The organism is Pseudarthrobacter phenanthrenivorans, from assembly GCF_000813845.1.
In the GTDB taxonomy this organism is placed as follows: domain Bacteria; phylum Actinomycetota; class Actinomycetes; order Actinomycetales; family Micrococcaceae; genus Arthrobacter; species Arthrobacter phenanthrenivorans_B.
Genome location: NZ_JWTB01000029.1, coordinates 30,672 through 57,656, shown reverse-complemented (window position 1 = coordinate 57,656; position 26,985 = coordinate 30,672). Strand labels below are relative to the sequence as shown.

Below are 26,985 nucleotides of genomic sequence, written 5' to 3'. Positions count from 1 at the left end.
CAATCCCTGGCTCTTTGGGCCGTCGCCTTTAGGTCATGCCGAAATGTGCCACGACAGATGTCTACGGTTTCGCCCCTGCTTTGGCAACCGCTGTAGCAAGTTCACTTAGCACGGGCGAGCTGAGGGTGACACTCCCGTCTTCCTTCGATTCGGGAGACGGACCAAAGACGCGTGCAGCGAAAGCCGCCCTCATCTGGTGACGAAGCTCATCGTCCGTGACCGGCTCCATGTATCCGTCAAACGTCAGCAACTGTTCTTTGATTGTTCGAGCCCATGTACTTACGTCTCGGTGGTACGCAGCTTGCCTTCCGAAGTAGGTGGCTAGCCCCAACACGCCTGCCAGGAGTGAAACGCGAAGAATGGCATGGCCTGGCGAACCGACGGGCCCAGCCACTGTCTCCCCAATAGAGACTTCTAACGCAAACCAAAGTCCAAAGATCACGCCGGCCGCAGTAAGGATACGAAACAGGGTTGCCGCCCAGAAGTGTCGGTTTGCCAGCGAGTTGAATCTTGCTGTCAGCGTGGAACCGGATGCCATCCCAGCTGCGTTTCGGGCCGATTCGGCTGCAGTATGCGCATCGGCAGCGTCCTGCCTAGCGTCTCGCACCGCCTTGCGGAGTTGCAGTGAGTAGTCAACGTTCTCTATGCGTGCAATAAGAAGGCTGACGGCACGAAGTTCCATATGGGCTGAGAAATCTGCATGCTCCACACCTTCCGGCTTAGCGCCGCCAGAACGAACCCGCTGCAATGTGAGACTTTTTACCTTGGAGGCATAGGACTTGAGGATGCCTAAGAGCTTGTCGGCCCATATCTCCGTGTCACGATCCTTGCGCTCACGTATAGATTGCTCCAAGTTGCTGAGCGTAACTTTGTAGTCCCGAATCTCATCAGAATCATTGAGGACGAACTCTACGTACATTTCCATGAAGTGATAATCATCGGCAACGGAATCCCACCAAATGACCACTACATCTTGTGCCCGTTGTCGCGCGAAATAATCTGAATCGCTTTCGTTGGTGGATTCCGCGAGAGCCACGTTGAGTCGTTCAAGACCCGGGACGAAATCGCTTAGTGTCATGGTGTTTTTCACGGTCTTATTTGATCACGAAAAATCTACCCCTCATCGACGAGGTACGCAAAGAGCTCGGCAATTCGATCCTGATCTACCACCGACTAGAACGGAATTCTATCAGCTGTCAAACTTGAACCGTGAATGCATCGAATAGAGACAAGCCCGAGCAGTCCAGCATGCCACGACAATTATGGATTGCGACGTTCCTGAGCATCGCATTAGCCGCGGCTTTAGTGTGTTCCGGGTTCCTCGCCCTCCCCTCACTGGCTCCCGAGCACCAAGCTTTTTGGTCAGGACTGATTGGAAGTTTCGTCGGCAGCGCTGTCGCATTCGGAGGTGCCGCTTGGCTTTGGCGGCTGGAACGGCACATTTTGGTCGAGGAGAGGAAAGCTGACCGCCAAGAGGTACGGCTTCAGGAACAACAGCGGGGGGACTCACGCATGCTTCGTGACTGCCTCTCCATCGTAGGCAATCTGCAGGCTCTGAACTACAACATGATCAACGAAGCGCGGTTCGCTACTTCTCGTGATAAGTACCTGATGCACATCCGATTCGACGAAGCGGTGAGCTTGATCCAACACGTGGCACTTAGAAACGAACTAGACTTTATGTCCCGCCTTGTGGATGACCGTGATGCCCTCGACTATATGGTCATGCCGGAGCACAGCAGACTTAAGACGGTCCACGAATGGCTGTTGCGTCTCGTAGCCTTTGAAGATCATACGAATTTGGCGGCGGCGAGACCGGAGAACTACGAAGCGCTCGCCTCGAACCTTAAGGGATATGACGAGTACATGGATGAACAGATGGAACTGATAGCTCAGTACGAAGAGGACAAGAGACAACGGGCTGCTCGAGAAATGGAGCAGGAAACGGAGCCGGAGGCATAAGCCTGAGTGGGCGGCCCCTCGGGCAACACTTTCCGAAAATTATCCCCGGACGGAATCCTCCCGTGCAAAGCCTGCATCGACGTCTTAGTTCGCCCGTCGCCGCCTCGGTGAGCAGGCAGATGCGCTCGCGTCGTCCGGCGAAAAATGATGCAGATCAGCAGGGCGCAGACTCTCAGCGAGAATTGTGTGAGTTTTTAGTACTTCGTCAGTTGTTCGGTATCAATTTTGCCCTCGACGCCATTACTTCTGGATAAGAGGTCGGTGCAACTCCGCTTATGAAGCGATTGGTCCGCGCACGAATCGTCGCGTTTATAATGCTTTGTGAAGTTGCTTGGTTCAAAGGGAATACTCTCGAGTTGTCTGAGGGCTGAAACCTTTGAGGAACCCTTGGGTTCGTCTAGTACTTGACGTTGTTATTGGTTACTGAGATAGTAAGAAGCTTTGCTTCCGGTAGTGTCGAAAGGAACTTTAGTGCATTTTGGGCAAGACGGACAAGACTTGGAGGAGGACGTATCCGCACGTCTTCGCGAAGTTGGCTACCCAATTGTAATGAGGAATTATCGTGCCGGTTCCTTGCGACCAGACGTTGTTGGGTTTTTGCCGTCTCGATCCGGGGTTCTGATGCCCCACACGGTCGTGGAAGTTAAGGCCTCACAAAAATCTTCCAGGGGTGACGAGGAGGCACTGGAACGGTTGGCCGGCTATCGACAGTCATTGGGCACACGGGTCCATTATGTCGTGGCCGGGAATAGTTGGCGCCGTGCAGATGCGGGACTCCGGGCGCTACTGAAGGAGAGCGGCCCGGAAGATGTCAGGGACCACGTCGGCAACTGTGCACTCCTCCTCGAGGATGAGTCCGTCATTCGCGCTGCGTTGGACGGGGAACTGGCGTCCCTGCTAGCTTCCCACCAGGGACAGGAAAAGGTAACGTTCGCTGGAATTGCGAGTGTGCTTAACAATGCAGCTAACGGCTCTTTGCTGCATCAGCAGAACCAAAGGATTACTTTAGACCGCGAAGCAGTTTGGCGAGTCGTACAAGATTGGTTGCCCACGGTAATGTCCGGGATGAACCGGGGGGATCTCTCAACCCCTGCTCCTATTGCGGATTTTATGGCTCGGCTCAGCGAGGGCCCTAAAGGTTCATTATTGGATCCCTTTTGTGGCTCCGGGATGTTGCTTTTGCGGGCGGGTTCACTTGCACCCAAAGAGTGCATCCTTTACGGCTGCGATCTGAACAAGGACATCGTGGATGTTACACGAGCGCTCGGAAACTTCGCGTCTAACAGGGTTGAATTTCACTGCGCCAATGCCTTGCAGGACAATCTTCCGAACACTGACTTTGTCATTAGCGCTCCGCCGTTCGGTCTACGTTTGTCACATCCGTTCCAGTTGTCCAACGGTGACACAACTCACGATGGGGAACTGGCGGCCATCGACGTTTGTCTGCAAGCGCTGGCGCCGGGAGGGCGCATGGTCCTTCTCACGAGTAGGAGTTGGCTGATTAGAGACTCGGGACTTCGATACCGCGATTACCTTACGAACAAGACTCACGTCCAAGCATTGATTGGACTCCCAGGGGGGCTCCTCAGATCCACTCCCATCCCCACTACCGTCGTAATAATTGACAAGGACAAACCAGGCCAGACCTTCATTGCTGACTTGTCAGCGGACTGGGAGTCCGAGCTTTCATCCGAGGGGGCGGCTTGGCAAGCACTGCGGGGCCACCTCGAAAGTCGCCAGAATGGGTAGCGTCTACGGCACGATCAGGCTAACCTCTTCCCGGGTCTGGGATCCAACCGCTTTGCTCGTGCCGGATGCGATCAATATCTGGGGGACGCGAGTTCAGCTGGTCCCGATATCCAGCATGGCCAAGTATCTGCCTGCCGCCGAATCGGTGGTAGAACGCATAGAGGTTGTCGCCCCGTCATCCATCGACCAACTATTCGGCCATATCCAGCGACTTCAGGCAAACTATCGCGGTCCCGTCTATCGTGTCGGACAGGGGAATCACGCCCTCCGGTACGGGGATGTCTTGTTACAAAGATCAGGGTTTGGGCCAGCGTTTGTTATTACAGAGTCGGTTACCTCTTATGCGTATTCCGCCCAGTTTCATGCGTTGCGTCCGACTTATCCAGACTTGGGTTTCTGGCTTTGGGCGGTCTTATCGTCCACGCCGGGCCTTCGCGCCCGCCAAGCAGCGCAAGCGGGATCAAGGATTCCCGCTATTAGTATCGCTGAACTTCTTTCTCTAATCGTTCCCATCGCGGGGAGCGCACAAACATTGGGTCGTCTGAAAGCTTTGGCTGAACTACGCTCATCGACGAGACTAAGCGCAGGCAAATCGAGTTGGTGGACCATACGCGACATTCCCAACGGTGGAGCGTGGGCTCCGCGGATATTCATGAAGGACCCGGCAGTGATTGATCGTGGCCTGCCTCTCCACCAAAAGGCGCAAATCGTCAAGGGTCGCCGCCCGCTGAATCCCGCACGCGTAATGACAGACGACACCTTGCCCGTCATGGAAGCACGTGTTGTCACGGGCTCCCCGCCACGATGGTGGTCCAATGATGAGAGACTGCCCCGAATCAAACCGGGCGACGTTGTCGTTCAAGCCATTGGGACTCGACCGCGCGCAACCGTGGCTCAGGAAGAGTATGTTGCCTCTGACAGCGTGTTGGTGGTGCGAACAAGAGAGGGAGTGGACGGAACCGAACTCGCTCGTTCACTCACAGCGCCCGAGGCTGCTGATCTCCTTGGTGCGCTCTCCCAGGGAACGACTGTGCGCCATCTTTCGGTCAAAAACTTGGAAACGTTCCCTTTACAAACTACCGCCGCGGATACCAAGTCAGACGACCTAACAACTTCAATTCCACTGCGGGATCTGATCGATAAAGAGTTGGGCGGTCGATAGTGGCTGAGAGTTGCCAGTTACCGCCATCCGCTTACGCGCACCTCTATGAACGCTTGTCCCGCCCGGATTGTGAAGACATGGTCGGACAACGGCTTGAATTACTCGGAGAAGATGAGACGCTGTTAGACGAACTTCAAACTCTTTACAGCGCGCGACACGGGAAGCGTAAAGATGGGTGGTTCCCGGAATCAGACCAGTTGGGCGATGAGCACGCACTTTTTGCTGCATGGATGCTGGCACTGGGCGATGGCAGCAGTGACGACTTCGCCCAAGATGTCCTATCTGCCACAAATAGGAGCCTGGCCGAATTCAAACAACCCGGGCTATGTAATCGACCAGCGATTTGGGGCTGGTCATTCGGCCACACCAACCCTAATTCCTATGACCAGCGACTGCCGGTGGTCTTCGCAAACGACCTGGGCGATCGCGACGTCAGCTTGGCATATAAGGGATTGGTAGAACACCTGTCACACAGGGGGCCCGAATCAGATTGGCACGAAATGGACTTCACGTCCGTCATTATTCGGTGCGCTGGTCTCGCTGAAGGGGCTATGCCCGAAGGGGAGTCCCTGAGGAACTCAATCGACAAACTTATGATCCAATCGTCACGCTTGATTCCTCATTTAGTTAAAATGCGGTTGCTCCGACAGTGGGGGGATTTTGTGATCCGGCGCAATGCCATTGCACACGTGAGAAGTACCGATGGGAGATCGTTCAGCACGGAGGTACCAGATTTGTTGTCGGCTGATGAGATCAAGGATTACCTGACTGGAATAACTTACTTCATGGCGCAGGTTTGTAGGCGGGATCTGGAAGACCCGGAGCGGCTTCTCGGTCGGGACGGAATGTTGAGGCAGATTCGGGCCGAGCTTGAATTTTGCCTTTGATGCGGCGTTGGTGTCTCATTTCATCCTCTTGCGCACAAAGTCAGAACCGCCAAGAGGTCCGAACGGCTTTGTCGGTTTTCATACTCTGCCCAACAACACCAGGTGGCATAAAGGTGTAACGCTCAGCGGATGACGTGAGCTTCAGCGGTTCAATCTTCGGGTCTTACAGCGAAGCGTGGAACAGCCGGAGATATCGCGCAGTCGTTCTTCCGAACCAGTCTTCACGGACTAGAACTTAGGCCGGAGGGCGCGCTTCCTGCTGCGACAGCCGACTGATGAGGCCTTCGAAGAGGCACGGGATGAGTTCTCGGTGTCGTTCAACCTACGAGTCAGAGGAATCCCTACGAGATACAGTCGTCCGCCCGCGCGCTCGGCACGGCCCTCAAGCCCCGCAACTGACCACGAAGGACCTGGGAGTGCCATCGTGGCTGGCCCGTTCATCGGTTCAGGCGCGGCATTCAGGCTGCTGGCCCGGCGGTGCTGATCTTCGACCTTGTGGCCGGAACGATTGCCATCCTGGTGCTATGGGCGCTGCGCGACATGGCTGCCGCCAATCCGGACATGGGGCCTTTTCCGCCTAGGCCTCCAAGTCCTACGGGACGGTCCCCCTCGGGTTGGCCTCGTGGCTACAGTTGCTGGGCGCGACGGGCTTGCTGGCAATCCTCTTCCCGGGGCTGCCGTGTGGCTGATGGTCTTCCTGCTCACGATGATGCTAACCGCCGTGAACTTGACCAGCGTGTAGAACTTCGGCGAGCTCGAGTTCTTTCCCCCTGCTCAATGCAACGGCGATAATCGGGTTCCTGCTGGTGAGCCTGCGTTGCTCTTCGGCTGCTCGGCTGCAAGCGCCGGCCTGCCGGGCCTAAGGCGGCTAGTTTTCATCGGCTGAATCAGGCGCTCCAAACCCATTTTCGCTCCGTGAGGCCTCGCGAGTGGCACGTCAGACTCGTGCGAAGGGTCTTTCGCCGTTCGTGCTGGCCAGGCCGCCCGGCCTCAACTTGGATCCCAGGGGGCCAAGCCCGTCAGGACTACTCCAATCGAAGAACTTGATTGCCTGCGACTGACACTTTGCCCACCGAATGCAATGCATGAACGACCGTAAGAGCACCACATCATCTGTTGGACGAACGACCTATTAGCGCACGAGGAACAAGCCTACGCCAGGCGCCTCCCTTGATCGGGCTTGTCAGCTGTCACACGTCAGTGCCTAAGACGCCAGTATCAGTTCACCAGTTGCCACCGAAGATGCGGAAAGACATCGAGGATTATGGAAAGCAGTTGCGACGCCGCCAACTCGTCAAATTGCATCGACTGGCTCGGCTCTCCAACGTTCCTGCGAGCGTCCGATCCAAAGGACGTCAGATTCAACAGCAGCGAACCGTCGGACTGACGTACCACAGCGTAGTTACAGTCCGCGGTTGTCCGGTTGGGACGAATGCTTCGGGTATCTGGCTGTATAGATCTGATGATGGCCATAGCCGCTACGTTACTGGGCACCCTCATCGTATACGTGCAAATACAGGGCGGCGTGCCGAAGCCGGACGCCTCCGGAAGTCTTAGGATGAGGACACGCCACTCGTTTTGCAACTCTGTCGTACCCAGATGAGAACATTGGTTGTCTGGCTCAGGGATAGAGGAAAACAATTGACGCAGCACTCGACAAAACTCGTGGTGACAGAACCCACACCACAACCTTACTTTCGGTTCGTCGACCTTTTCGCCGGCCTCGGCGGCTTCCACACGGCGCTCAAAGGTCTGGGCGGTGAGGCAGTTTTCGCCGCTGAATGGGTAGAGGGACTACGAGTTCTATATAAAAAGAACTACGGCATTCTCCCTGCTGGGGACATAAATTCGGTAGAAGTTGCTGACATTCCCGACCATGACGTTTTAACTGCCGGTTTTCCGTGCCAGCCTTTTTCAAAGGCAGGAGAACAACTTGGTTTCGAACATACGGAACAAGGCCATTTGTTTTTCAAGGTGGCAGAAATCCTTGCCGCGAAAAAGCCAAAATTCTTTATTCTCGAAAACGTCCCAAATATCTTAAAGCACGGCCGCGGTGAAACAATGAGGGTGATAAGCCGTGAGCTATCCCAACTCGGATATGAGGTTGAATGGAACAGATATTCACCACACGAATTCGGAGTGCCACAGATACGAGAGAGAGTATACATCGTAGGAGCCAGGAGGGGCCTTCAGCATTTCACCTGGCCGACACCCGCCCGGACTTCAACAGACATTCGAAGTGTGCTGGACGAGTACCCCGCGGGCGCGAAGGAACTCCCGGTTGATGTGGTTCGCTGCCTCGAAGTATGGAATGAATTTCTGCAAGCTTCTCCACCTCATCTTGAGCTCCCGTCATACCCTTTGTGGTCCATGGAGTTTGGTGCAACTTACCCTTATGAGGACACGACTCCTTATGCCCTCATTGAAAGCGGGCAAAATCTTGACCAGTACAAAGGATCTCACGGTGCCCAGTTAAAGGGCCTGAATCCAAGCGCGCAGTTGGCATCTTTGCCGAGCCACGCTCGGCGGCCTCAGGAGAAATTTCCGAAATGGAAAATTGACTTCATAAGACAGAATCGGCAGTTTTATAGCGATAACAAATCGTGGATCGATCCCTGGTTACCTAAGGTCCTTTCATTTCCCTCTAGTCAGCAGAAGCTTGAGTGGAATGCAAAAGGGGAGCAAAAGAACATCTGGGATTTCGTTCTTCAATTTCGCGCTTCCGGCGTTCGGATCAAGCGAAGTAGGACGGCTCCTAGTTTGGTAGCCATGACTGACACACAAGTCCCCATCATAGGATGGGAACGACGCTACATGACACCAAGGGAGTGTTCTCGCCTTCAAAGTCTTGGAGACATCATCCTGCCCGAGAGTAGGCCAGCAGCCTATCGGGCATTGGGGAATGCCGTAAACGCTGACGTCGTGCAAGCCATTGCTCGGCCACTTCTCGCTGACGTACTTTTTGCCGGTGCGAGGTCGCTCGGCGCCACTGCAGCGTAGATACAAACGGGAATCGCAAGGGAGCACTATGAGCGAGAACAGTCTATCGACCATAGACATTCGGCCTGAAGTCAACATATTAGCAGTTCTAAAGCATCTAAACTATAAGCCGTGGTTTGCGCTTTCTGAGTTCGTCGATAATGCTCTGGGCAGCGTGCTGCACGCGCGGGCTTCGGGTAATACCGATAATACTCAGGCCAAACTTCTAGTTCGAATTGATATTGAAACCAGCGGCACGGGTTCCATAAAGATATCCGATAATGCCTACGGTATATCTCTCGAAGACTTTCCGCGCGCGTTTAGAGCTGCAGAGCCTCCGCCGGATCGTAGTGGCTTATCAGAATTTGGTATGGGGATGAAGAGTGCTGCTTCGTGGTTCGCCGGAAGATGGTCAGTGCGAACATCGGTTTTTGGAGAAGCCGTACAGCGGTCTGTCTTCTTTGACCTGGGACGCATTGCTGCTAATCATCTCGATCACTTGCCCGTTCATGAAGCAACGGCTTCCGAGTCCTCGCATTTTACGGTCATAGAACTTAGCGACCTCAATCATATTCCCCAAGGCCGGACAATCGCGAAAGTTCGCGCTCACCTTTCAAGCATCTACCGTAAATTTCTCCGGGCTGGCGTTATGGAGATTGTCTTAAATGGCTCCCCGCTTGAGTATACCGAGGTCGCAGTTCTTCGGGCACCGGCCGCGAGGGATGCTGGTGGCCAGCCGGTGGAGTGGAAGAAAACTAATCTTTTGATTGATCTCGGACAGGGCCGTAAGATTTCTGGGTTTGCCGCTCTACGGGAAACAGGCTCAACCAGCGAAGCAGGCTTTGCTCTTTTCCGCCGTGGAAGACTAATTATGGGAAGCCACGATGAGACTTACCGCCCTGCTGAAATATTTGGCCGCTCGAATAGTTACACATATCAGAGGCTTTTTGGTGAGCTCGATTTCCTTGGTTTCGACGTTAGCCACACTAAGGATGGGTTCCAATGGGAAGATTATGAAGAGGAGTTTCTTGCCGAACTGCGGAAGCAACTCAAGGCTGGGGAACTGGATCTTCTCGCGCAGGCAGAGGCTTATCGCTCCAAGTCTCCAAAGATCGACGAACGAAAGATCATTGAATCCGCCGTTGATGATCTAGCGGCCGTAATCGAAAGTAATTACCCCAGCGTCATTGACGCCCTCGCTGGTCTTCCTACTGATGACCAGTACGTTGCAGACTTCATCCCGGCTGGCTCGCAGGAAGTATTCAACAAAAAGGTACTCGTAAAAACTGAGCAGGGTTTATGGGAGATAGAACTTCAGGCGCTTTTCGATGATGCTGCGTCCTCGTGGCTGGAAGTAGGGGCGGACGTCGAGCGCATACACGATCAAACCGGTGAAACATGTACCGGAATGGAAGTCAGAATATCCTTTGCGCATCCGTTTTCGCGCAAGTATATTGGTGCCAATGCGGAAAATAGCGAACTGCTTCTGTTGTTCGGTTGTGCTGTAGCTATTGCAGCTGTGATGGGGAAGCGTAGCGGAGCCAAGTCGCAGTATGTTTTGGATTTCCTGAATGCTGCGATGCGCGGATCTTTCGAAGTGTCAAATTTAATGGATAGGGGCACCAGTTGAGTATGACGGTACAGCGAGTTGAAGAGGGCACGCCCAGGGGTCCCGGCACATGGGTGCCTGAACCAGGGTCATTCACAGACAAGTTCCTGGGTCTCAAGACCGAAGGAGAGGCAGCTAAACTTACGCCGGAGCAAATGGACCGCGTTGTGACCGAAGCCGGAGATATTCTGGGTCACTGTCGAAATCCTGCTGACGGCCCCGGAGACACTGCCGTCCTCGTTGTGGGGTACGTGCAGTCAGGAAAAACGCTGTCCTTCACCTCCGTGGCTGCACTGGCTAGGGACAACGGTTTCGGGATAGTCGTCGTCTTGGCAGGAACGACGAAAAACCTCAAAAAGCAATCGGAAGACCGGCTGGATCTCGACCTGGGACTTACCGAACTTCAAAGCGCGTGGACACGGAAGCAGAACCCTGTCAACGACGATGCCCCTGAACTGCGCCGACTTGTTGAAAGTTGGAAGCGGAGGAATGCGGGCTTGACAACTATGCGTGATAAGCCCGCTGTTTTGATTACTGTTTTGAAACATGCAGGCCGTATTCGAGCAGCTGCGGGTGCTCTCCGGCAGATGCGCACCTTGCTACAAGATGTTCCGGCTCTGATTATTGACGACGAAAGTGATCAGGCTAGTTTGAACACGAAGGCGCGTGAGAACTTGATGACGGGCGGAACTGGGAAAAGCCAGACCTACGATGCCATTGTTGAGTTGCGGGAGTCGCTGCCTCACCATTCATATTTGCAGTACACTGCAACCCCCCAAGCGAATCTCCTATTGGCGATCAGTGATGTTCTGAATCCATCCTTCGCAAAGGTAATCGAGAGTGGTGACGCATACACGGGAGGGCGATATTTCTTTGTAGATCACGCTGACGAGTTGATAGTCCCTCTTTCGGCCTCGGATGTTTGCGACCCCAAGAATATGCCATCGGAAGCACCAGAGTCTCTGCAGCAAGCGCTTCGCGTATTTCTTCTCGGCGCCGCTGCTGCAGCCCCCGACGAACCTCGGAAGAACCGTTCGATGATGGTTCAGGCATCCCAGGACACGGCACCGCATGCTACCTATGAAAGGTGGATCCAGGACCTTCTCGCTTCATGGGCTTATCTGATGCGGGATGGGGGTGAGCAGTCAAAACAGATGATTCGCGCTGATTTTCAAAGTGCTTATCAGGAACTGAGCCGTACGGTTGCAGATGTGCCGCCGTTGGATGAACTGCTGCGGTGGATTCCTGAACTTTGCGATGAGATTCGCGTTATCCAGGTCAACTCAAAAGGCGCGGAGCGTGATATCAACTGGACCACTGCGCAGTTTTGGATCCTAGTAGGGGGACTCAAGCTCGATCGGGGGTTCACCGTAGAGGGACTGACCGTTACTTACATGCCGCGCAACCTCTCCGGGAATGCTGATGTGTTGCAGCAGCGCGCTCGATTTTTCGGTTACCGAGCGGCCTACATCGGCTACTGCCGCGTATACCTTCCTCGACCTTCTATCGATGCCTTCACGGGTTACGTGCGTGATGAGGAGTACTTGCGACGTACACTAACCGAAAATGGGGATCGACCACTGGGCGAATGGCGTCGGCAATTTCTGCTGAATCAGCGGATTCGGAATTTGTCTCGATCGAATATTGCTGGTCGTAAATTGAAGCGGCTCAAACTAGACGGCGGCTGGAGCTATCCCAAGGAGATGCAACTCGGCCACGTTGAGAACCGGCGCTCTTTCTCTTGGTTCGAAGAATATATCCGCGGCACATTTGAACTCACTAACATGACGCACATCGAAGGGGTTATTGATAAGCGAGCGGACTCTGACCCTAATCTTCTTGCAAGTGGCGTATCCATGGAGATTGGTTTGAAGTTTCTCCTCGATCTGTCGCTTCCGGATCCAGGAGACCAGATGTTGCTGACTGCCCTTACGACCGCGCTTGGGGAACCTCACATCGCTGAAGCAGGCATTGACGTGGTGTTTTTGTCGGACCTGGGAACTAGGGGACAAACAGGTCGTAGCCTGAGTGTCCTGCAGGAAAACCTCTTTATTGGTCGGAACCCCAGTAATGCGCGTGGTGCAGGTCTGAGATATTCAGGGGATCGCACTTTTAAGACCGAGATCAGGCCCACGCTTCAGTTGCGGTCTGTGCTCATTACCAATGGGCCTGCTTCCGAATCCGGTTCGCTGGTACCGGTTCCATGGGTTGCTCTTCATGTTCCAAGCCGCGTCTCGAGTGACTTTCTCATCGAGGAGTTTTAATGTTTGATTTGGGCAGAGAGTCGCTCGAACGAGTTATGGAACTCTTGGCGCTCGATTCTTCTGTATCAAATGCCATGGTTGCCTGTCGCGTTCCAGGCCGTGAGGACGACTTATTCGCACTCGATCAGGATGGGACGTTACTCCTTCTTCTGCGCCAAAATGATAGTGACGTTGGAAGGGGAAGGTTTCGCAAATACGAGGCTCTGCGTCTGATGCCTTGTGCGCTTTATGACGTCGAAATTGATAGCGTCAGGGTCCGAAGGTGCTACCGGGCCCTGGGCCTTCTCTCTAGTCACCGCAACCTGATTTCAGCCTTCGCATATCTGACTGCAAGTATGTTGTCAGTACTGCCGCCGCGTTCAGAATCGGACGCCGTCGAGCAGTTTCTCGGGACTCTCGTTGAACTCCTGCGATCGCCTACGGGTGTGCCCGAGCCCCTCATTAAGGGTCTTTGGGGTGAGCTTTGGCTTGCTGCGCGTTCCGGCAGCGCAAGGGAATGGGCTTTGGCTTGGCAGTCTCGGCCAGGGGCACTGTACGACTTTTCGTTTGAGAACGGCTACGTCGAGGTAAAAACGCACGAAGGCACTCATTCCCAGCATCGTTTTTCGCATGAACAACTTGTTGAGCGAACTCCTGAGGCAGTTGTCGCGTCTGTCTTGTTATATCGGGATGAGGCCGGTCCCTCACTTGCGGAACTTATAGACAGCATTGCCAATGAAATGACCGTTGAAGAAAGAGGAATTTTTTTGGACAAATGCCTCCATGTGCTCGGTTCCGGCGCTGATTCTGCTGATGATTATCGTTTCTCGGTTAGAAATGCCGACTCAAATTCCGTAATCAGTTCCAAATACATTCCGCGGGTCGTCATTGGCGCAGACGAGATCAGCGACGTTAGGTATACCGTTGATCTGTCTCACGCTTTGGCGAGCGAGGGCTTTTCATTCGCCGAGTTGTACGAGACATTCGCCCCGGGGGAGGAATTACAGAGTTAATCGAATTGCGGCGCCATGTGCCGCCTTAGTTGCTTCTGGGTTGTTTTTGCGTGGGCTATAACATCGTTCTTTGGAGGCGCTGACCCGGCCTTGGGTCCGGGTAGAAATTGGCCGCCGTGCTCCGCCGAACATGCCGGATGCCCCCGAACCCTGCTTCCAGCTAGCCAATGGGGGCATCCATTCCCGGGGTCGGCGTTCAATCTGGAACTGATCACTGCTGTCATCGCCGTCGCCACAGCGGGAAATCAGGTGTTAGTTGGACAACGGCCTGCTGGCCCCAATTACCTCAAGCCACATCCTGACGTGCCGTGACTTCTGCAACTATACGGGCTCGAGGCCGGCGTACGTCACCACGGTTCAGGGCAATGGCCGGGCTTAGGAGTGGAAGGGCCGGACCAGTTTGGAGGAATCGGCGAGGGAGATATACCGAGTCCACGTGAAGGGATTTGATTAGGTCAATCACCTAGGTTGAGGGCAAACACCCACAGCAGCACGTCCTCGCCTGGCACGTACCAGTCCCGCTCGGGCGCCCGGCGGAAGCCCAGCGAGTAATAGAGCTTATGCGCGCGTTCCATGAACGTGGCGCTGGTGATGCTGATTGCGCCGATCTCAAGCGAGGAGCGGGCGTGCTCGATGACCTCGCGAACTACGGCCCGGCCAACGCCGCTGCCCTGCTGCGACGGTCCACCGCCCGCATCCGGAACTCCAGTTCCCCGGTCTGCGCGATCTCGCTATAGGGCTGGCCGGCGAACGTCAGCGTCACTGCGGCCACCACTTTCCCCGCGGCATCCGCCACTCACACCTGGGCATACTCGGCGCGGTGCTCCGCGTCCTCCGACACGCGCAGGTACGGATGGTCGGCCGCGAAGTGCCCGTCCCGCAGGTAGGCGCCGCGGGTGATCCGCCGACCTCGGGGAAATCAGCCGGCACCGCGCGTCGCAGCGTCACGGTCGCCGCCAATGTCAGGTTCACAGCGCGCTCGCTGCCGGAGCGGTCCGCTCCACGTGGTAGCCCGCTGTGCCAAATCCGCTGGGACGACGGATCACCCACGGCGTCAGCACCAACGGCATTCGCCACAGCCAGCGCCCGCGTGTAGTCCAACTCGTTCCGCAGCGCCAGGACCAGGGCGACACAGAACGCGTCGCCTACGCCCACAATGTTCGCTACCGTCAAGGCCGTCCTCCTCGAGCAGCATGAGGGCTTCGGGGGCCACGGTGCGGCTGACCTATGCGTCGGCGCCAAGTTCGGTCTCGGTGGGGAGCACGGAGCCGGGAGTAAGGAGGCCGTTGCGCATGTCCTCGGCAATCTGCGCGAGTATAACGCCATGCGCAGTGGTGAGCCGGGCCGGGCGGCCACCGGCTCCTTCCATCAGCAGCTTCTACTGACCCCAGGTCCGTCAGTTCAACTAGCGGAGGATGCGCGAAACGCCAGGTACCGGAGATCCCCGCGTCCCACCAGCCGTCCCAGCGCCTCCACGGCCTCAGAATCCCCAGAGCCCGTATCCGTGGACAGCCAGCGGATGAGCAGCCCGGCGTCGCCACTAGCCCGAACGGCCGACCCGACCGCAAGGTCCAGCTGGCCCCGGAGCAGCTGCACTGCCAGGGCACCCGAGCGGCTGAGCAGGGGAGCCCGGTAAGCCTCAAGTGCGTCAGCCACCTGTCCCTCTCGTAGCATCCGCAGCACCCGCCCCGAATCCGAACACCCCGCCAGCCCGGCAGCCAGCCGGTACGGGTTCGACTCCACCGCATCCCCCAGCATCGACCGGACCCGGAACATCTCCGTGCGGATGGCCTGTGGTGTGCCGGCATCGCCGTGCAGCTCGTATGCCAGCTCGTCGGCGCTCCACCCCTGCGATCGGGAATCAAGCAGCGCCAGGATCTCCGCGCGTCGCAGCGTCAGCGGCACCCGGCTCCCATCCGCGAACACCGCCGCGGGCCTGTCGCCCAGCAGCTCCAGCCAGGAAGCCGCAACACCAGGCCGCCGGTCACCCGGCCGGGTCGCACGCACGGAAGAAGAGGCACCCAAGGACGTGCCGCCGTCGGACGTTCCCAGCAGCGACTCCGCCACCCGGACCGCGCACCGCACCATCCGCAGCGTGTCCGCGCTGATGGTGTCCAGCGGTCCCGAGATGTCCAGCACGCCCAGCAGCCGGCCGGTGGCGGGGTCAGTGATGGGCGCCGCCGTGCAGGCCCAGGCGTGGTGGGTGCGGACCAGGTGCTCGGCGGAGAACAGCTGCACCGGCCCGCCTGTGACCAGGGCCTCGCTGATGGCGTTGGTGCCGATGCCCGCCTCGGACCAGTCGGCCCCCTCGGAGAACTCCAGCCGGTCCGCCCGGCGCAGCGCCTGCCGGCTGCCCACCCGCCACAGGATCTCCCCAGTGGCGTCGGTGAGCACCAGCAGGTGCCGGCCGGAACTGGAATCGTCGGCCAGCAGGTCCTGGAGCGCCGGCATCACAAGCTGCAGCCGGTGCTCCCGCCGCAACTGCAGCACCTCGGACGGATCGTGCAGGTGCCGCGGGCTGTGCTGGTCCGGGCTGATGCCCAGCGCCATGGACCGGCGCCATGACTCCGCCAGCGGCACGGGGATCTCCGGGCGGGGGACACCGGACATGACCAGCTCGTGCGCCCGGCGCAGGGCACGCGCGTACTTTGCCGGGTCCGAAAACCTCAGGCCGTAGTCCACCGTCTCCTCCTCACCGCCGGCGTCCTTGCCGGCAGTGCCCGTGTAACGCGCTTGTTACCCCCGCCGCGTTCCAATAGTGATGCAGCTCACGCCCGCTCCAGCATACCGCAGGGACCCCGGCGGGCGGGGGCCGCCCGGACCACCTGAGGGACCCCACACAAAGGAGTGGAGATGACCGAAACACCCACCGCCGCCGCGCAGGCCTGGCTGGCCAGCCTGGACGGTGCGCTGCAGCGCCGCGACGTGGACGCCGCGCTGGAGCTCTTCGAGGACGAAAGCTACTGGCGAGACTTCGTGGCGTTCACCTGGAACCTGAAAACCCTGGAAGGCAAGTCCGACATCCGCCGCATGCTGGAAGCCACGCTGGACCACGTGCAGCCCGCCAACTGGGCGCTCGCCGAGGACGCCACAGGCAGCGCCGGGGCCGGCGGCGCTGACACAACAAACACAGTGGAAGCCTGGATCACGTTCGAGACCGGCACCGCCCGCGGCTACGGCCACCTCCGGCTCCGCAACGGCAAATGCTGGACGCTGCTCACCACCATGCAGGAGCTGAAGGGCTTCGAGGAGAAGAAGGGCCCGCGCCGCGAGCAGGGCGTGGCGCACCAGATCGTCCGCGGCCGCCGCTCCTGGAAGGAACTCAAGGAGGAGCAGGAGGCGCGGCTCGGCTACGAGGAGCAGCCCTACTGCGTGATCATCGGCGGCGGTCAGGGTGGCATTGGCCTCGCGGCGCGGCTGCGGCGGCTGGGCGTGCCCACCATCGTGATCGAGAAGAACCAGAACCCGGGCGACTCCTGGCGCAACCGCTACAAGTCCCTCCACCTGCATGACCCCGTCTGGTACGACCACCTGCCCTACCTGAAGTTCCCGGACGACTGGCCTGTCTTCGCCGCCAAGGACAAGATCGGCGACTGGCTGGAGCACTACACCCGGATCATGGAGCTGAACTACTGGTCCGGCACCGAGTGCGTGGGCGCGGAGTACGACGACGGCACGCAGGAGTGGGCGGTCAGCGTCCTCCGCAACGGGTCGCCGGTGACCCTCCGGCCCAAGCAGCTCGTCTTCGCCCTGGGCGTCTCCGGCTACCCGAACATCCCCGCGTTCGACGGCGCGCAGTCCTTCCTCGGGGAGCAGCGGCACTCCTCGCAGCACCCCGGCGGCGGGGACTGGACCGGGAAGAAGGCCGTGGTGATCGGCTCCAACAACTCCGCGCACGATATCTGCGCCGACCTGTGGGAGCACGGCGGCGACGTCACCATGGTGCAGCGCTCTTCCACCCACATCGCCCGCAGCGAATCGCTGATGGACCTGGCGCTGGGGGACCTGTACTCGGAGCGGGCTTTGGCTGCCGGCGTGACCACGGAGAAGGCCGACCTGCTCTTTGCCTCGCTGCCCATGCGCATCCTGCCGGAGGCGCAGGTGCCGGTGTACCGGGAGATGGCCAAGCGGGACGCGGAGTTCTACTCCCAGCTGGAGGCCGCCGGGTTCGAGCTGGACTTCGGCGTGGACGGGTCCGGCCTGTTCCTGAAGTACCTGCGGCGCGGCTCCGGCTACTACATCGACGTCGGCGCCTCCCAGCTGATCATCGACGGCCGGGTGAAGCTGAAGAACGGGCAGGTCGCCAAGATCACCGGCAACGCGGTGGTGATGGACGACGGCACCGAGCTGGAGGCCGACCTGATCGTCTACGCCACCGGGTACGGGTCCATGAACGGCTGGCTGGCGGACCTGGTTTCGCCCGAAATCGCGGACCGCGTGGGCAAATGCTGGGGATACGGCTCGGACACGCCAAAAGACCCTGGCCCCTGGGAAGGGGAGCTGCGCAATATGTGGAAACCAACCAACGTCCCCAACCTCTGGATCCACGGCGGCAACCTGCACCAGAGCCGGCACTACTCCTCCTACCTGGCCCTGCAGCTCAAGGCCCGGATGGAGGGTTTGGAAACCCCGGTGTACGAACTGCAGCCCAGCCACCACACCCGCTAAATAGGGAGAGCCCATCATGAAGGCAGCACGTTTCCACGCCCGCAAGGACATCCGCATCGAGGACATCCCGGAGCCGGAACTCCGCGCCGGGGCGGTGAAGATCGACGTCGCATGGTGCGGCATCTGCGGCACCGACCTCCACGAGTACCTGGAAGGGCCTATCTTCTGCCCGGCGCCCGGCCATCCGCACCCGCTCTCGCACGAGGAATCCCCGGTGACCCTGGGGCACGAATTCTCCGGGACGGTCTCTGAAGTCGGCGAAGGGGTGACGCGCCTCGGGGTGGGGGACAACGTCGTCGTCGAACCTTACTTTGTGGACGGGACCTGCGACATGTGCCAGGCGGGCAGCTACCACCTGTGCCGGCAGATGGGCTTCATCGGGCTGTCCGGCGGCGGGGGAGGGCTGAGCGAGAGGATCGTGGTGGACGCGCGGTGGGTGCATCCGATCGGGGACATCCCGCTGGACGAGGCGGCGCTGATCGAGCCGCTGTCCGTGGCGCACCACGCGGTGGCGCGCAGCGGCGTGAAGGCCGGCGATACGGCGCTGGTGGGCGGGTCCGGGCCGATCGGGTTGCTTACCGCCGCGGTCCTGAAGGGCATGGGGGTGACCACGATCATCAGCGAGCTCAGCCAGGCGCGCAAGGAGAAGGCCACTTCCAGCGGCGTGGCCGACCACGTGCTGGACCCGAGCAAGGAGGACGTCCCGGCGCGGGTGCGGGAGCTCACCGGTGGGGCGGGGGCCGACGTCGCGTTCGAATGCGCCGGCGTGAACGCGGTGCTGGACACCATGCTTGACGCCGTCCGGCCGGGCGCCGTGGTGGTCAACGTGTCCATCTGGGGCGCGCCCGCCACCGTGGACATGCAGAAGATTGTGCTCAAGGAGATCGACTTGCGCGGCACCATCGCCTACGTCCGCGACCATCCCGCCGTGATCAGGATGGTGCAGGAAGGCAAGGTGGACCTCAAGCCGTTCATCACCGGCCGGATCGCGCTGGAGGACCTGGTGCAGCAGGGCTTCGACACCCTCATCAACCACAAGGACACCGCGGTGAAGGTGCTGGTGCACCCGTAGGGCGTGGTGGGCGGACGCCCGGCAGGGAAGGAAGGACGACGGCGGGACGCCCGTGCCGCCGTCGTCTCCCAGTTCGCGCGGATGGCGGGCGACGTGCAAAGCGACTCACTCGATGAGGCGCTGCTTTAGTATGTTGAACTCGTCCGTGCTGAGGACACCGCTGTCCCGCAGCGATGCCAGTTTGGCCAGTTCATCCGCTAGTCCACGCACTGTTGGAATGGACTCACCAGTCGCAGCTTCGGTTGAGGCTCTTGAACCTTGGGGACTTGCTTCGGCAGTCCGCATCATCGCCTCGATCAAGGCTGCCCAACCCCGGACCGCTGTGTTTAGTTTTGCATGTAGGACAGAACCTTTGAGCACAGGCCCCTTGTTCAGGCTCAGATCAAAAATTGGAAACTCAGTATCGTTCAGGGTGAGTCGCAAAGACAGGTCGTGAATCTCATCCCGGCTTCTGACCCTGGCTCCGAGGCCGCCAATCACGGCACCAGGTGCGCCGGCGAGCATGTTTCCAACCAGTGCTGCTCCGACTTGGCGTCCGCGGCTTGCTTGGGCTATCGAACGTCCGTCTTCGTAAACTTCAACAGACATAATGTCCGCCGCGTCGTAAACTCTTCCAGCCATAAATTCTTTGTTGAGTATCCCCAACCTGTTCCGTGTACTGTCGAGGGCAACCGAATCGTAGTCATTGTGCAGCAGTCGTGAAACTGTAAAGTCGGGGAACTTCGTATAACCCACCTCGAATGGAAGCTCGGCTCGTTTGACGGGGTCCTGGACGCCGCGGCAAAGGGCTTCAATCGCAACCCGGGGGCTTGTCACCGTTTCCACCGGCGCTGTTGATGCGAGGTCGAAGAAATCATGCCAGAAACTTGGATTCTCCCCAGGGTATGCAGTAACAGCCCATGGGTTTGCCTCAACATCGAGTACCACCAAGCTTGAACCTTTGGGAATAACGGCGACGGCTTCCTGTCCGCTGTTCGATCGCAGGAGCCTATCTATGTCCTTGAATGAATAGCGCTTCTCTCGCACCGGACCTACGTCAGTTGCCTTCTGGATCAGGATGTAATCGGAGTAAACAAGCAGACTCCCTCGAGCACCGACGAAGGACGCTGAGGGCATAGGAGCGGAAGAGCCGTCCCACCTTCTGAGCGCAGCTTGCAGCCGGGACTCCCGCAAGGACGCTTGCTTCCTAACGCGCTTTTCGCGGGAGTCAAACATTTCTTCCTTCCAAACCGCTCGTGCACATGACCCGTTTCGTGCTGGACGGCAACTCCGCTACTGCCGACTGCGCCGTGTAAAGGTCCTGACGTTTCCGATATGTGCAGCCCAGCTCCGGCATCGGTTCCCCTTTCAGTGACACCCAGTGCCTGTGGCGCCGGGGTCTAGGGAATCCTATAGGCCGGACGCAAATGAGAGTCCAAGATTTAGCTCAGATTTTGCTCAGCTTCAGCCTCAATTGGTGGCGGGAAAAATCCTAGTGCCGGACTTGGCGATCAGCACAGTACGCAGCGGCGCCTGATCTCATTTGAAATGCTCAGACGGCGCGCCTTAAAGAGTTTCAGACTGTCAAGACGGTAATGCGCATACGTTGGCAGGTCGGAGGGCAATGCGGGCGATTCGTAGTTGTCGAAGGGGAGCAAGAAGCGCACTGCACCGCTCTCATCCAAAAAGTCGCCGAGAACGAAGTGATCGACGTATCCCTTGAAGGAACCGAATAGCTCGAAGAAGTCTGCATGACGGTCAATGGTTGAAGCCAAGGGACTCGTGCCTCCGTGGTAAAAGCGCCGAATCGCTTCGAGGGTCAAGTCCCATCGGTCCTGTATCCGCGGATGAATGCCTCGTGTCTGATTGAGCCCGCCGCGCGAAACTGGAAAGACCATGAAGCCGCAGATTGTGTACGAGCGTCGCAGAAACGCGTCATTGACCTTATCCGGCAGTTGCGCGTAGAGGCGGTGCAGTCTCTTTCGATGCCGCGTCGCAATCGTATCGCTTCCGAGAACGATTCTCGTGCCGTTCGCTTGGTACACAAGATAGGGTGAGCGGGTGCGCCCGGCATGGAGTTCAAACGGTCGCCCGTCAGGCAGAGGCTTGCTCCATAAGAGCTGGTGGTACCGCCGGAGTGTGGGACTGTGACTGTCTGGGTCCCTACCCGCCGGAGTGTCCTTGAAGAAGTTGAAGTCGACGTCAATTTCACACAGATCCTGCATGGGGTGAATCTAGCAAGGGCTGTTGCCAGCGAGTGGCTGCTGCGCACGACACGCCACAGGTATATGGTGCGGGAGCTCACCGGCGGGGCGGGTGCCGACGTCGCGTTCGAATGCGCCGGCGTGAATGCGGTGCTGGACACCATGCTCGACGCCGTCCGGCCCGGCGCCGTGGTGGTCAACGTGTCCATCTGGGGCGCGCCCGCCACAGTCGACATGCAGAAGTTGGTGCTCAAGGAGATCGACCTGCGCGGCACCATCGCCTACGTCCGCGACCACCCCGCCGTCATCAGAATGGTGCAGGAGGGCAAGTTGGACCTCAAGCCGTTCATCACTGGCCGGATCGCCGTGGAGGATCTGGTGGAGCAGGGATTCGGCACCCTCATCAACCACAAGGACACGGCGGTGAAGGTGCTGGTGCACCGGTAGGGCCTGGTGGGCGGACACCCGGCAGAAATGGAAGGACGACGGCGGGAGGCAAGTCCCGCCGTCGTCCTTCCACCCCCGGTGCCAGCCTCCGATGCGGGGCGCCGGGCTACTTGACCGCAAGCTCCCCAAGCTCGGACCAGCCATCCACCTTCACGTTCACGATGTCCGGAGTCCGGGCCAGGTACGCCGGCAATTCAGCCGTAGCCTTCTTGAAGTGTTCCGACTGCACGTGCTCACCGCCGGCCTCGTCATCGCGGAACGCCTCGATCAGGACGTAGGTGTTGGGGTCGGCCAGGGAGCGCGCCCATTCAAAGAACAGGCAGCCCTCCTCGGCGTTGGTTTTGTCAGTAAAGTCCCGGGAAATCTCGGGCCAGGCGTCGGCGTGCTCCGGCTTTACCGGGAACTTTGCGGTAATAAAGATCATCAGTTTTTCCTTTGATGGGTGGGAAGGATCAGGGCACCAGGATGGCGCGGCCGCGGACCTTGCCGGCCTCGAGGTCGCTGATGGCCTGCTGGAAATCGTCGAGCTTGTACTTCTGGGTGTGCAGCGTCACGGCGCCGCGGGCGGCGAGTGCCATGAGGTCCTGCAGGTCGTTGTAGGACCCAACGAGGTTTCCGATGATGTTGATCTCGGAGGAGATGATGTCGATCGTGGGCACGTTGATGTCCTCGCCGTAGCCCACCACGAAGTAGTCGCCCGCCTGGCGCAGCATCGCGATGCCCTCGGCCGTCGCGCCGCCCTCGCCCACGAAGTCGATCAGCACCTCGGCGCCGTTGCCGCCGGTGAGGGCGTGCACCTGTTCCACCTGCGTGCCGTCCGCAAGGACCCCTTCATCGGCCCCGATGGACTTCGCCAGCTCAAGGGCTGCCGGGTTGCGGTCCACCACGATGATCCGGCTCGGCGTGAGCGCCTTCAGCACCTGGATCCCGATGTGGCCCAGGCCCCCGGCGCCGATCACCACGCAGTTGTCCCGCGGAGTCAGCCTCTTGGCCGCCTTCGCCGCAGCGTGGTACGCCGTCAGGCCCGCGTCCGCCAGCGCAGCCACGTCTGAGGGTTCCAGCGAGTCGTCGATCTTCACCACGGACCGGGCGGAGGTGAGGAGGTACTCGGCGTACCCGCCGTGGGTGTCAATACCCGGGAACTTGCTGTTCTCGCAGTGCACGTCGTCGCCGGAGCGGCACGCACGGCACAGGCCGCAGGTGATCAGCGGGTGCAGGATCACCTTGTCGCCTTCCTTGACGTTGGTGACCGCACTGCCCACGGCGTGCACCCACCCCGCGTTCTCATGGCCGATCGTGTAGGGCAGGTGCACCTGGGACTTTTCAGCCCACTGGCCCTCGAGGATGTGCAGGTCCGTCCGGCATACGCCGGCTCCGCCGATCCTGACCACCACGTCCCAGGCCCCGGCCACTTCCGGAATGGGCGCCTCGGTCATCTTCAGGCCTTCGTGGTAGCCGACCACCTGGACGGCTCGCATGGTGTTCATGGGTGGATCTCCTTGACTGTGAACGGAAGCAGGTGGTGATGGTCGGCAGGTTCGGCTCCCTCAGGCCGGTATGTCTGGTCGGCGCCTGAGCCGGCGTAGCGTGTCCGCAGCAGGCCGCGGCAGAAGTGCGCGTTCCCGTCAATGGAAATGCGGGTGGAGCGGGCCCGCCGCAACGCCATCGGCACGTTGTCGGGCGGGTAGGGTACGCCGTCATGGTCAACGAGGACGACGGCGGCAGGTTCCGTCGGCAGCCCAAGCGCCGTCCGCCGTCGTACTAAAGCGTCCTTGGTCCGGCCCGCCGGCAGGTCACCCAGCCGCACCGTCCCCACGCTTTCTTCCGCCAGTGTGGGATCGGCCCGCAGCAGTTCGGTCAGGCAACGTTCCATCGCGGCGGTGTGCGCTTTGCGGCGGAACGTCCACCGCAGCTCCTCCAGGCTGTGCTCGGCTTCGTGGCCGAAAGTGCCCCGGTACCCGGCGTCAGCCGCGAGGCCGGCGTTGATCAGAGCGGAGTCGTGGTGGTCATCGAGCTCAACCACCACCGTCGCCACCCCAGGCAGAGCCGAGATCACGTCCTTGCTGTCGGACGCCATCAGGTAGGCGAAGTTCGGCGAGCAGAATGACGTGGGCAGCCGCAGGTGCACGGTCACCACGGCGCCGGCCGGGGAGCCGGTGATCTCGAGGGAACGGACGAAGCCCAGATCCGTGATGGGCTCGTCCAGCTCCGGATCCCGCACGGCCCCCAGCGCCTGACGGACATCCTCGGCTGTCACCGCCACGTTCCGGAGGGTGCGCTCCGTCAATGCCGCCGTCATGCCACGACTGCCAGGTCGGCGCGTTCGGGCTGCCGCGGTCCTGTCTTTGTCTCGTCCGCGTTGGGGAGCTGGAGCTCTGCGGGCACCGGGATGTCGTACATTTTTGCCGCGTTCAGTCCCAGGATCTTTTTCTTCTGGTTCACGGTGAGCGGGGCGTACTCGGTCATGTCTTCCGGGATCTGGAAGTCAACGAACCGCTCGATTAGCCAGCGGGGTGACCAGATGGCGTAGTCGCTGGAGAACTGGATCCGGTCTTCGCCGATCCAATAAATGAGCTCGCCCATGATCTGGGCGAAGTACCGCGGCCGGGTGTGCATGAAGGGGATCGCGACCGCCAGGCCGCCATGAACATTGGGTTCCTGGGTGGCGATCCAGCAAAAGTCTTCCAGCCGGGGCAGGCCCACGTGCTCCACCACGAAGTTCAGGTCGGTGAAGTCGGAGGCGGCGTGGTCCACGTCGGCGACGTCGAAAGCGTCCCGGTCCAGCGGGCGGACGGTAGGACCCTTGTGGATGTGGATGTTCTTGATGCCGAGCTTGCGGCACTCCTCGAAATACCGGTAGCACCAGGGATCGGAGAGCTTGTACCCGCGGGATTCGCCGCGCCATTCGGCGGTGTAGAGCTTCACCCCTTTGAACTTCATCTTCTCGTGGTCGGCGCGGAGCCGGTCAAGGCCTGCCTCACCCTCGCGGGGGTCATAACAGTGGTTGTACGTGAGCTTGCCCGGATTCGCCGCGGCCAGGTTGTACGCCTCCTCCACCTGTGCGAATCCGTTCTTGTAGAACGCGCCGAGATAGGCCGGCTGGAAGATCGCGTGGTCCACGTAGCCGTCCTCGAACAGATCCTTCATGAGGCGTTCGCCGCCCTGGTAAAGGAATTCCTCGTAGGACCAGTGTTCCTCCTCCGGACCGAGGTTGCGGTGGTAGTCGTAGAAGCAATCGATGAACTGCTTGGCCTGGATATTCCGCTGGTTCTCCGGGCGGGCGTCCCACAACGCGACGTGCGCGTCGACGATGAAGTAGTTCTCTCCGTCTTTGCTGTACATATCGTTCTCCTCCCCGCGACTGCCATAGTCGCGACAGAGACGACGCTATGGCCAAAAGGCACCTGTCAACCTGTGACCGGTGTCTCATTTTGAGACAGGGCGGCATCGCCTTTTGGAGTACCGCGCCGTAATCTCGAATGACCAGGACAAGGAGGGCGGCGATGGCGCCGGATCAGAACGTTCCCGTCCCGCGGCCAGAGGCCGGCGGGCCGGAAGGCATGATGACAACTGTCTCAAGACGCCTTCTTGCCTCCTGGCAGCGCAGTGAAGAATACGGCGTCTCGGCCGAGGTCATCGACCCCTTCTGGGCCGGGTCCGTGGCCGGTGACTCGCTGTTTTACCAGTGCGGCCAGGAGGTGCTCACCAGCCTGCACCAGACGCTGGCCAACGAGCCACTCAGCCTGATGCTCACCGACGCCAACGGGCTGGTCCTCAACCGTTTCAGCGGCGACACATCACTGCTGCGGGCACTCGACAAGGTCCATCTGGCTCCCGGTTTTGCCTTTTCCGAGCGGGAAGCGGGAACCAGCGGGCTGGGTATGGCGCTGGCGGACCGGACGCCGAGCCTGGTTCGTGCCGAGGAGCACTTCAGCGCAAGCCTCCGGACGTACACCTGCGCTGCCGTGCCGGTGATCGATCCCCTCAGCGGACGTCTTGAGGGCAGCGTGAACATCACCACCTGGTCCAAGTCTTCACCCGAGTTGCTCCTGGCCCTGGCCCAGTCGGCCGCGAGCAACACCGCTGCCCTCATGCTCGCCAAGTCGGGTGGCCACAGGCCGAAAGCGGGACCTAAGGGCGGCGTCTTCCGGGTTCAGCGGGGCCGGCTTGAGCCGGGTGCGGGAACACTGCGCGCCATGTCCCCGGGCTGGACGGAGGCACTGGACCATACGGTCTTGGCGCTTGCCGCCAACCGGGTGGTGGCCGCCGTCGGAGAACCAGGCTCCGGGCGCGCCACCCTGGTGGGGCAGGCCATCCGCCAGGCGCGCCCCGGAAGCCGCATCCTGTGCGCAGCAGCTCCGGAGCCCGAGGACGTGGAGGCATGGTTGTCGCTCTGGACCCCCGAACTGTCCAAGCCGAATACCGCCGTGATTGTGGAAAACGTTGACCTCCTGCCCGCCTGGGCGGCGAAGGAGCTGGGCGCCCGGGCTGCCGCCGCGGTTCAATCGCTGCCAGCACCGGGCGGCAAGCTACCCACGATCACCTGGGCCATGACCGCGGAGGAACTGGCCGCCGTCCCGCAGCTACTGGCCGCCATGGTGGAAACCGTGGTGCCGGTGCCTGCCTTGCGTGAACGCTCCGCTGACGTGATGCCCCTGGCACGGTACGCCGCACGCCAAACGCGTATGCGCGAAGTGGATTTCACCGCTGCAGCCGAACACGCGCTGGCCGGCTATGGGTGGCCAGGCAACGTGGACGAACTTTTTAGCATGGTCCATGACGCGGCCATGCGCACGGAAACCATCGATGTGCGGCATTTGCCCTCCCGCCTCGTCGGACGCACCGGGCCGCATCTCACCCGGATCGAGGCCGTCGAGAGGGACGAGATCATCCGGTGCCTTTCCCGGCCGGGCACCACGGTGGCCGCAGCCGCTATCGAACTGGGAATGAGCAGGGCCACGATTTACCGCCGGATGTCCCGCTTGGGAATTACCGCGCCGAAGTAAGCCTG

General features: G+C 59.7%; 20 protein-coding genes and 2 pseudogenes. 12 read left to right on the top strand and 10 right to left on the bottom strand.

Annotated features, from left to right (window positions below; all coding sequences use genetic code 11):
- Nucleotides 1-61: 61 nt before the first annotated feature.
- Nucleotides 62-1,090 (bottom strand): hypothetical protein, encoded by a 1,029-nt coding sequence (locus tag RM50_RS14930; RefSeq protein ID WP_156133897.1) that lies wholly within the window; start codon nt 1,088-1,090, stop codon nt 62-64.
- A 119-nt stretch (nt 1,091-1,209) separates the two neighbouring features.
- On the opposite strand from RM50_RS14930, the gene RM50_RS14925 reads away from it, so the two are divergent.
- From RM50_RS14925 to RM50_RS20435, 8 genes are all read left to right on the top strand, one after another.
- Nucleotides 1,210-1,962 (top strand): hypothetical protein, encoded by a 753-nt coding sequence (locus tag RM50_RS14925; protein WP_156133896.1) that lies wholly within the window; start codon nt 1,210-1,212, stop codon nt 1,960-1,962.
- 549 nt (nt 1,963-2,511) lie between these two features.
- Nucleotides 2,512-3,711: an N-6 DNA methylase gene (locus RM50_RS21285; protein ID WP_156133895.1), complete on the top strand. Its 1,200-nt coding sequence runs from the start codon at nt 2,512-2,514 to the stop codon at nt 3,709-3,711.
- Complete coding sequence (locus tag RM50_RS20725; protein WP_156133894.1) at nt 3,704-4,873, top strand: hypothetical protein; 1,170 nt, start codon at nt 3,704-3,706, stop codon at nt 4,871-4,873. The genes RM50_RS21285 and RM50_RS20725 overlap by 8 nt, the downstream gene beginning before the upstream one ends.
- Before the next feature lie 77 nt (nt 4,874-4,950).
- Nucleotides 4,951-5,760 (top strand): hypothetical protein, encoded by an 810-nt coding sequence (locus tag RM50_RS20720; RefSeq protein ID WP_156133893.1) that lies wholly within the window; start codon nt 4,951-4,953, stop codon nt 5,758-5,760.
- Between the two features lie 1,641 nt (nt 5,761-7,401).
- The gene (gene dcm / locus RM50_RS20450; RefSeq protein ID WP_240471967.1) at nt 7,402-8,760 is read left to right on the top strand and encodes a DNA (cytosine-5-)-methyltransferase; all 1,359 of its coding nucleotides are present in this window, start codon (nt 7,402-7,404) and stop codon (nt 8,758-8,760) included.
- A 28-nt stretch (nt 8,761-8,788) separates the two neighbouring features.
- Entirely contained in the window at nt 8,789-10,369 is a 1,581-nt protein-coding gene (locus tag RM50_RS20445) for an ATP-binding protein (protein WP_043454225.1), read from the top strand.
- A gap of 134 nt (nt 10,370-10,503) precedes the next feature.
- Entirely contained in the window at nt 10,504-12,612 is a 2,109-nt protein-coding gene (locus tag RM50_RS20440) for a Z1 domain-containing protein (protein ID WP_167562176.1), read from the top strand.
- Nucleotides 12,612-13,604 carry a PD-(D/E)XK motif protein gene (locus RM50_RS20435; protein WP_082007094.1) on the top strand — a complete coding sequence of 331 codons (993 nt, stop codon included), beginning with the start codon at nt 12,612-12,614 and terminating at the stop codon, nt 13,602-13,604. Before RM50_RS20440 ends, RM50_RS20435 begins: the two co-directional genes overlap by 1 nt.
- 968 nt (nt 13,605-14,572) lie before the next feature.
- Here the strand turns inward: RM50_RS20435 and RM50_RS21105 are convergent.
- The 3 genes and pseudogenes from RM50_RS21105 to RM50_RS14900 form a co-directional block, all read right to left on the bottom strand.
- Nucleotides 14,573-14,771, bottom strand: a pseudogene (locus RM50_RS21105) (ribokinase); the annotation flags it as partial.
- A gap of 58 nt (nt 14,772-14,829) precedes the next feature.
- The gene (locus tag RM50_RS20715) at nt 14,830-14,973 is read right to left on the bottom strand and encodes a hypothetical protein (protein WP_240471966.1); all 144 of its coding nucleotides are present in this window, start codon (nt 14,971-14,973) and stop codon (nt 14,830-14,832) included.
- A gap of 32 nt (nt 14,974-15,005) precedes the next feature.
- Entirely contained in the window at nt 15,006-16,286 is a 1,281-nt protein-coding gene (locus tag RM50_RS14900) for a GAF domain-containing protein (RefSeq protein WP_043454220.1), read from the bottom strand.
- 171 nt (nt 16,287-16,457) lie between these two features.
- Here RM50_RS14900 and RM50_RS14895 point away from each other — a divergent pair, with 171 nt between their 5' ends.
- A complete protein-coding gene (locus tag RM50_RS14895) occupies nt 16,458-18,272 on the top strand; it encodes an NAD(P)/FAD-dependent oxidoreductase (protein ID WP_043454217.1) in 1,815 nt (604 codons plus the stop codon).
- Between the two features lie 16 nt (nt 18,273-18,288).
- Complete coding sequence (locus tag RM50_RS14890) at nt 18,289-19,344, top strand: 2,3-butanediol dehydrogenase (protein ID WP_043454214.1); 1,056 nt, start codon at nt 18,289-18,291, stop codon at nt 19,342-19,344.
- Between the two features lie 105 nt (nt 19,345-19,449).
- Here RM50_RS14890 and RM50_RS20710 read toward each other — a convergent pair whose 3' ends face one another.
- Together RM50_RS20710 and RM50_RS21280 are read right to left on the bottom strand one after the other, a co-directional pair.
- Nucleotides 19,450-20,271 carry an SHOCT domain-containing protein gene (locus tag RM50_RS20710; RefSeq protein ID WP_240471968.1) on the bottom strand — a complete coding sequence of 274 codons (822 nt, stop codon included), beginning with the start codon at nt 20,269-20,271 and terminating at the stop codon, nt 19,450-19,452.
- Between the two features lie 563 nt (nt 20,272-20,834).
- Nucleotides 20,835-21,548, bottom strand: a complete 714-nt coding sequence (locus RM50_RS21280; protein WP_052260267.1) for a DUF6994 family protein — start codon at nt 21,546-21,548, stop codon at nt 20,835-20,837.
- Nucleotides 21,549-21,614: 66 nt separating this feature from the next.
- Between RM50_RS21280 and RM50_RS14880 the strand changes: the two are divergent.
- Nucleotides 21,615-21,974: pseudogene (locus tag RM50_RS14880) on the top strand (zinc-binding dehydrogenase); the annotation flags it as partial.
- Between the two features lie 106 nt (nt 21,975-22,080).
- On the opposite strand, the gene RM50_RS14875 reads toward RM50_RS14880, so the two are convergent.
- Genes RM50_RS14875 through RM50_RS14860 form a run of 4 tightly spaced genes read right to left on the bottom strand, consistent with a single transcriptional unit; the run spans nt 22,081 to nt 25,316 of the window.
- Nucleotides 22,081-22,398, bottom strand: coding sequence for a putative quinol monooxygenase (locus RM50_RS14875; protein ID WP_043454208.1), 318 nt, complete (start codon nt 22,396-22,398; stop codon nt 22,081-22,083).
- Between the two features lie 28 nt (nt 22,399-22,426).
- Entirely contained in the window at nt 22,427-23,461 is a 1,035-nt protein-coding gene (locus RM50_RS14870; RefSeq protein WP_205622281.1) for an NAD(P)-dependent alcohol dehydrogenase, read from the bottom strand.
- Nucleotides 23,458-24,273, bottom strand: coding sequence for an iron-sulfur cluster assembly protein (locus RM50_RS14865; RefSeq protein ID WP_082007093.1), 816 nt, complete (start codon nt 24,271-24,273; stop codon nt 23,458-23,460). The genes RM50_RS14870 and RM50_RS14865 overlap by 4 nt, the downstream gene beginning before the upstream one ends.
- Nucleotides 24,270-25,316: an amidohydrolase family protein gene (locus RM50_RS14860; protein WP_043454207.1), complete on the bottom strand. Its 1,047-nt coding sequence runs from the start codon at nt 25,314-25,316 to the stop codon at nt 24,270-24,272. The genes RM50_RS14865 and RM50_RS14860 overlap by 4 nt, the downstream gene beginning before the upstream one ends.
- A 161-nt stretch (nt 25,317-25,477) precedes the next feature.
- Between RM50_RS14860 and RM50_RS14855 the strand changes: the two genes are divergently transcribed.
- Nucleotides 25,478-26,980 (top strand): GAF domain-containing protein, encoded by a 1,503-nt coding sequence (locus RM50_RS14855; protein ID WP_205622280.1) that lies wholly within the window; start codon nt 25,478-25,480, stop codon nt 26,978-26,980.
- Nucleotides 26,981-26,985 lie beyond the last annotated feature (5 nt).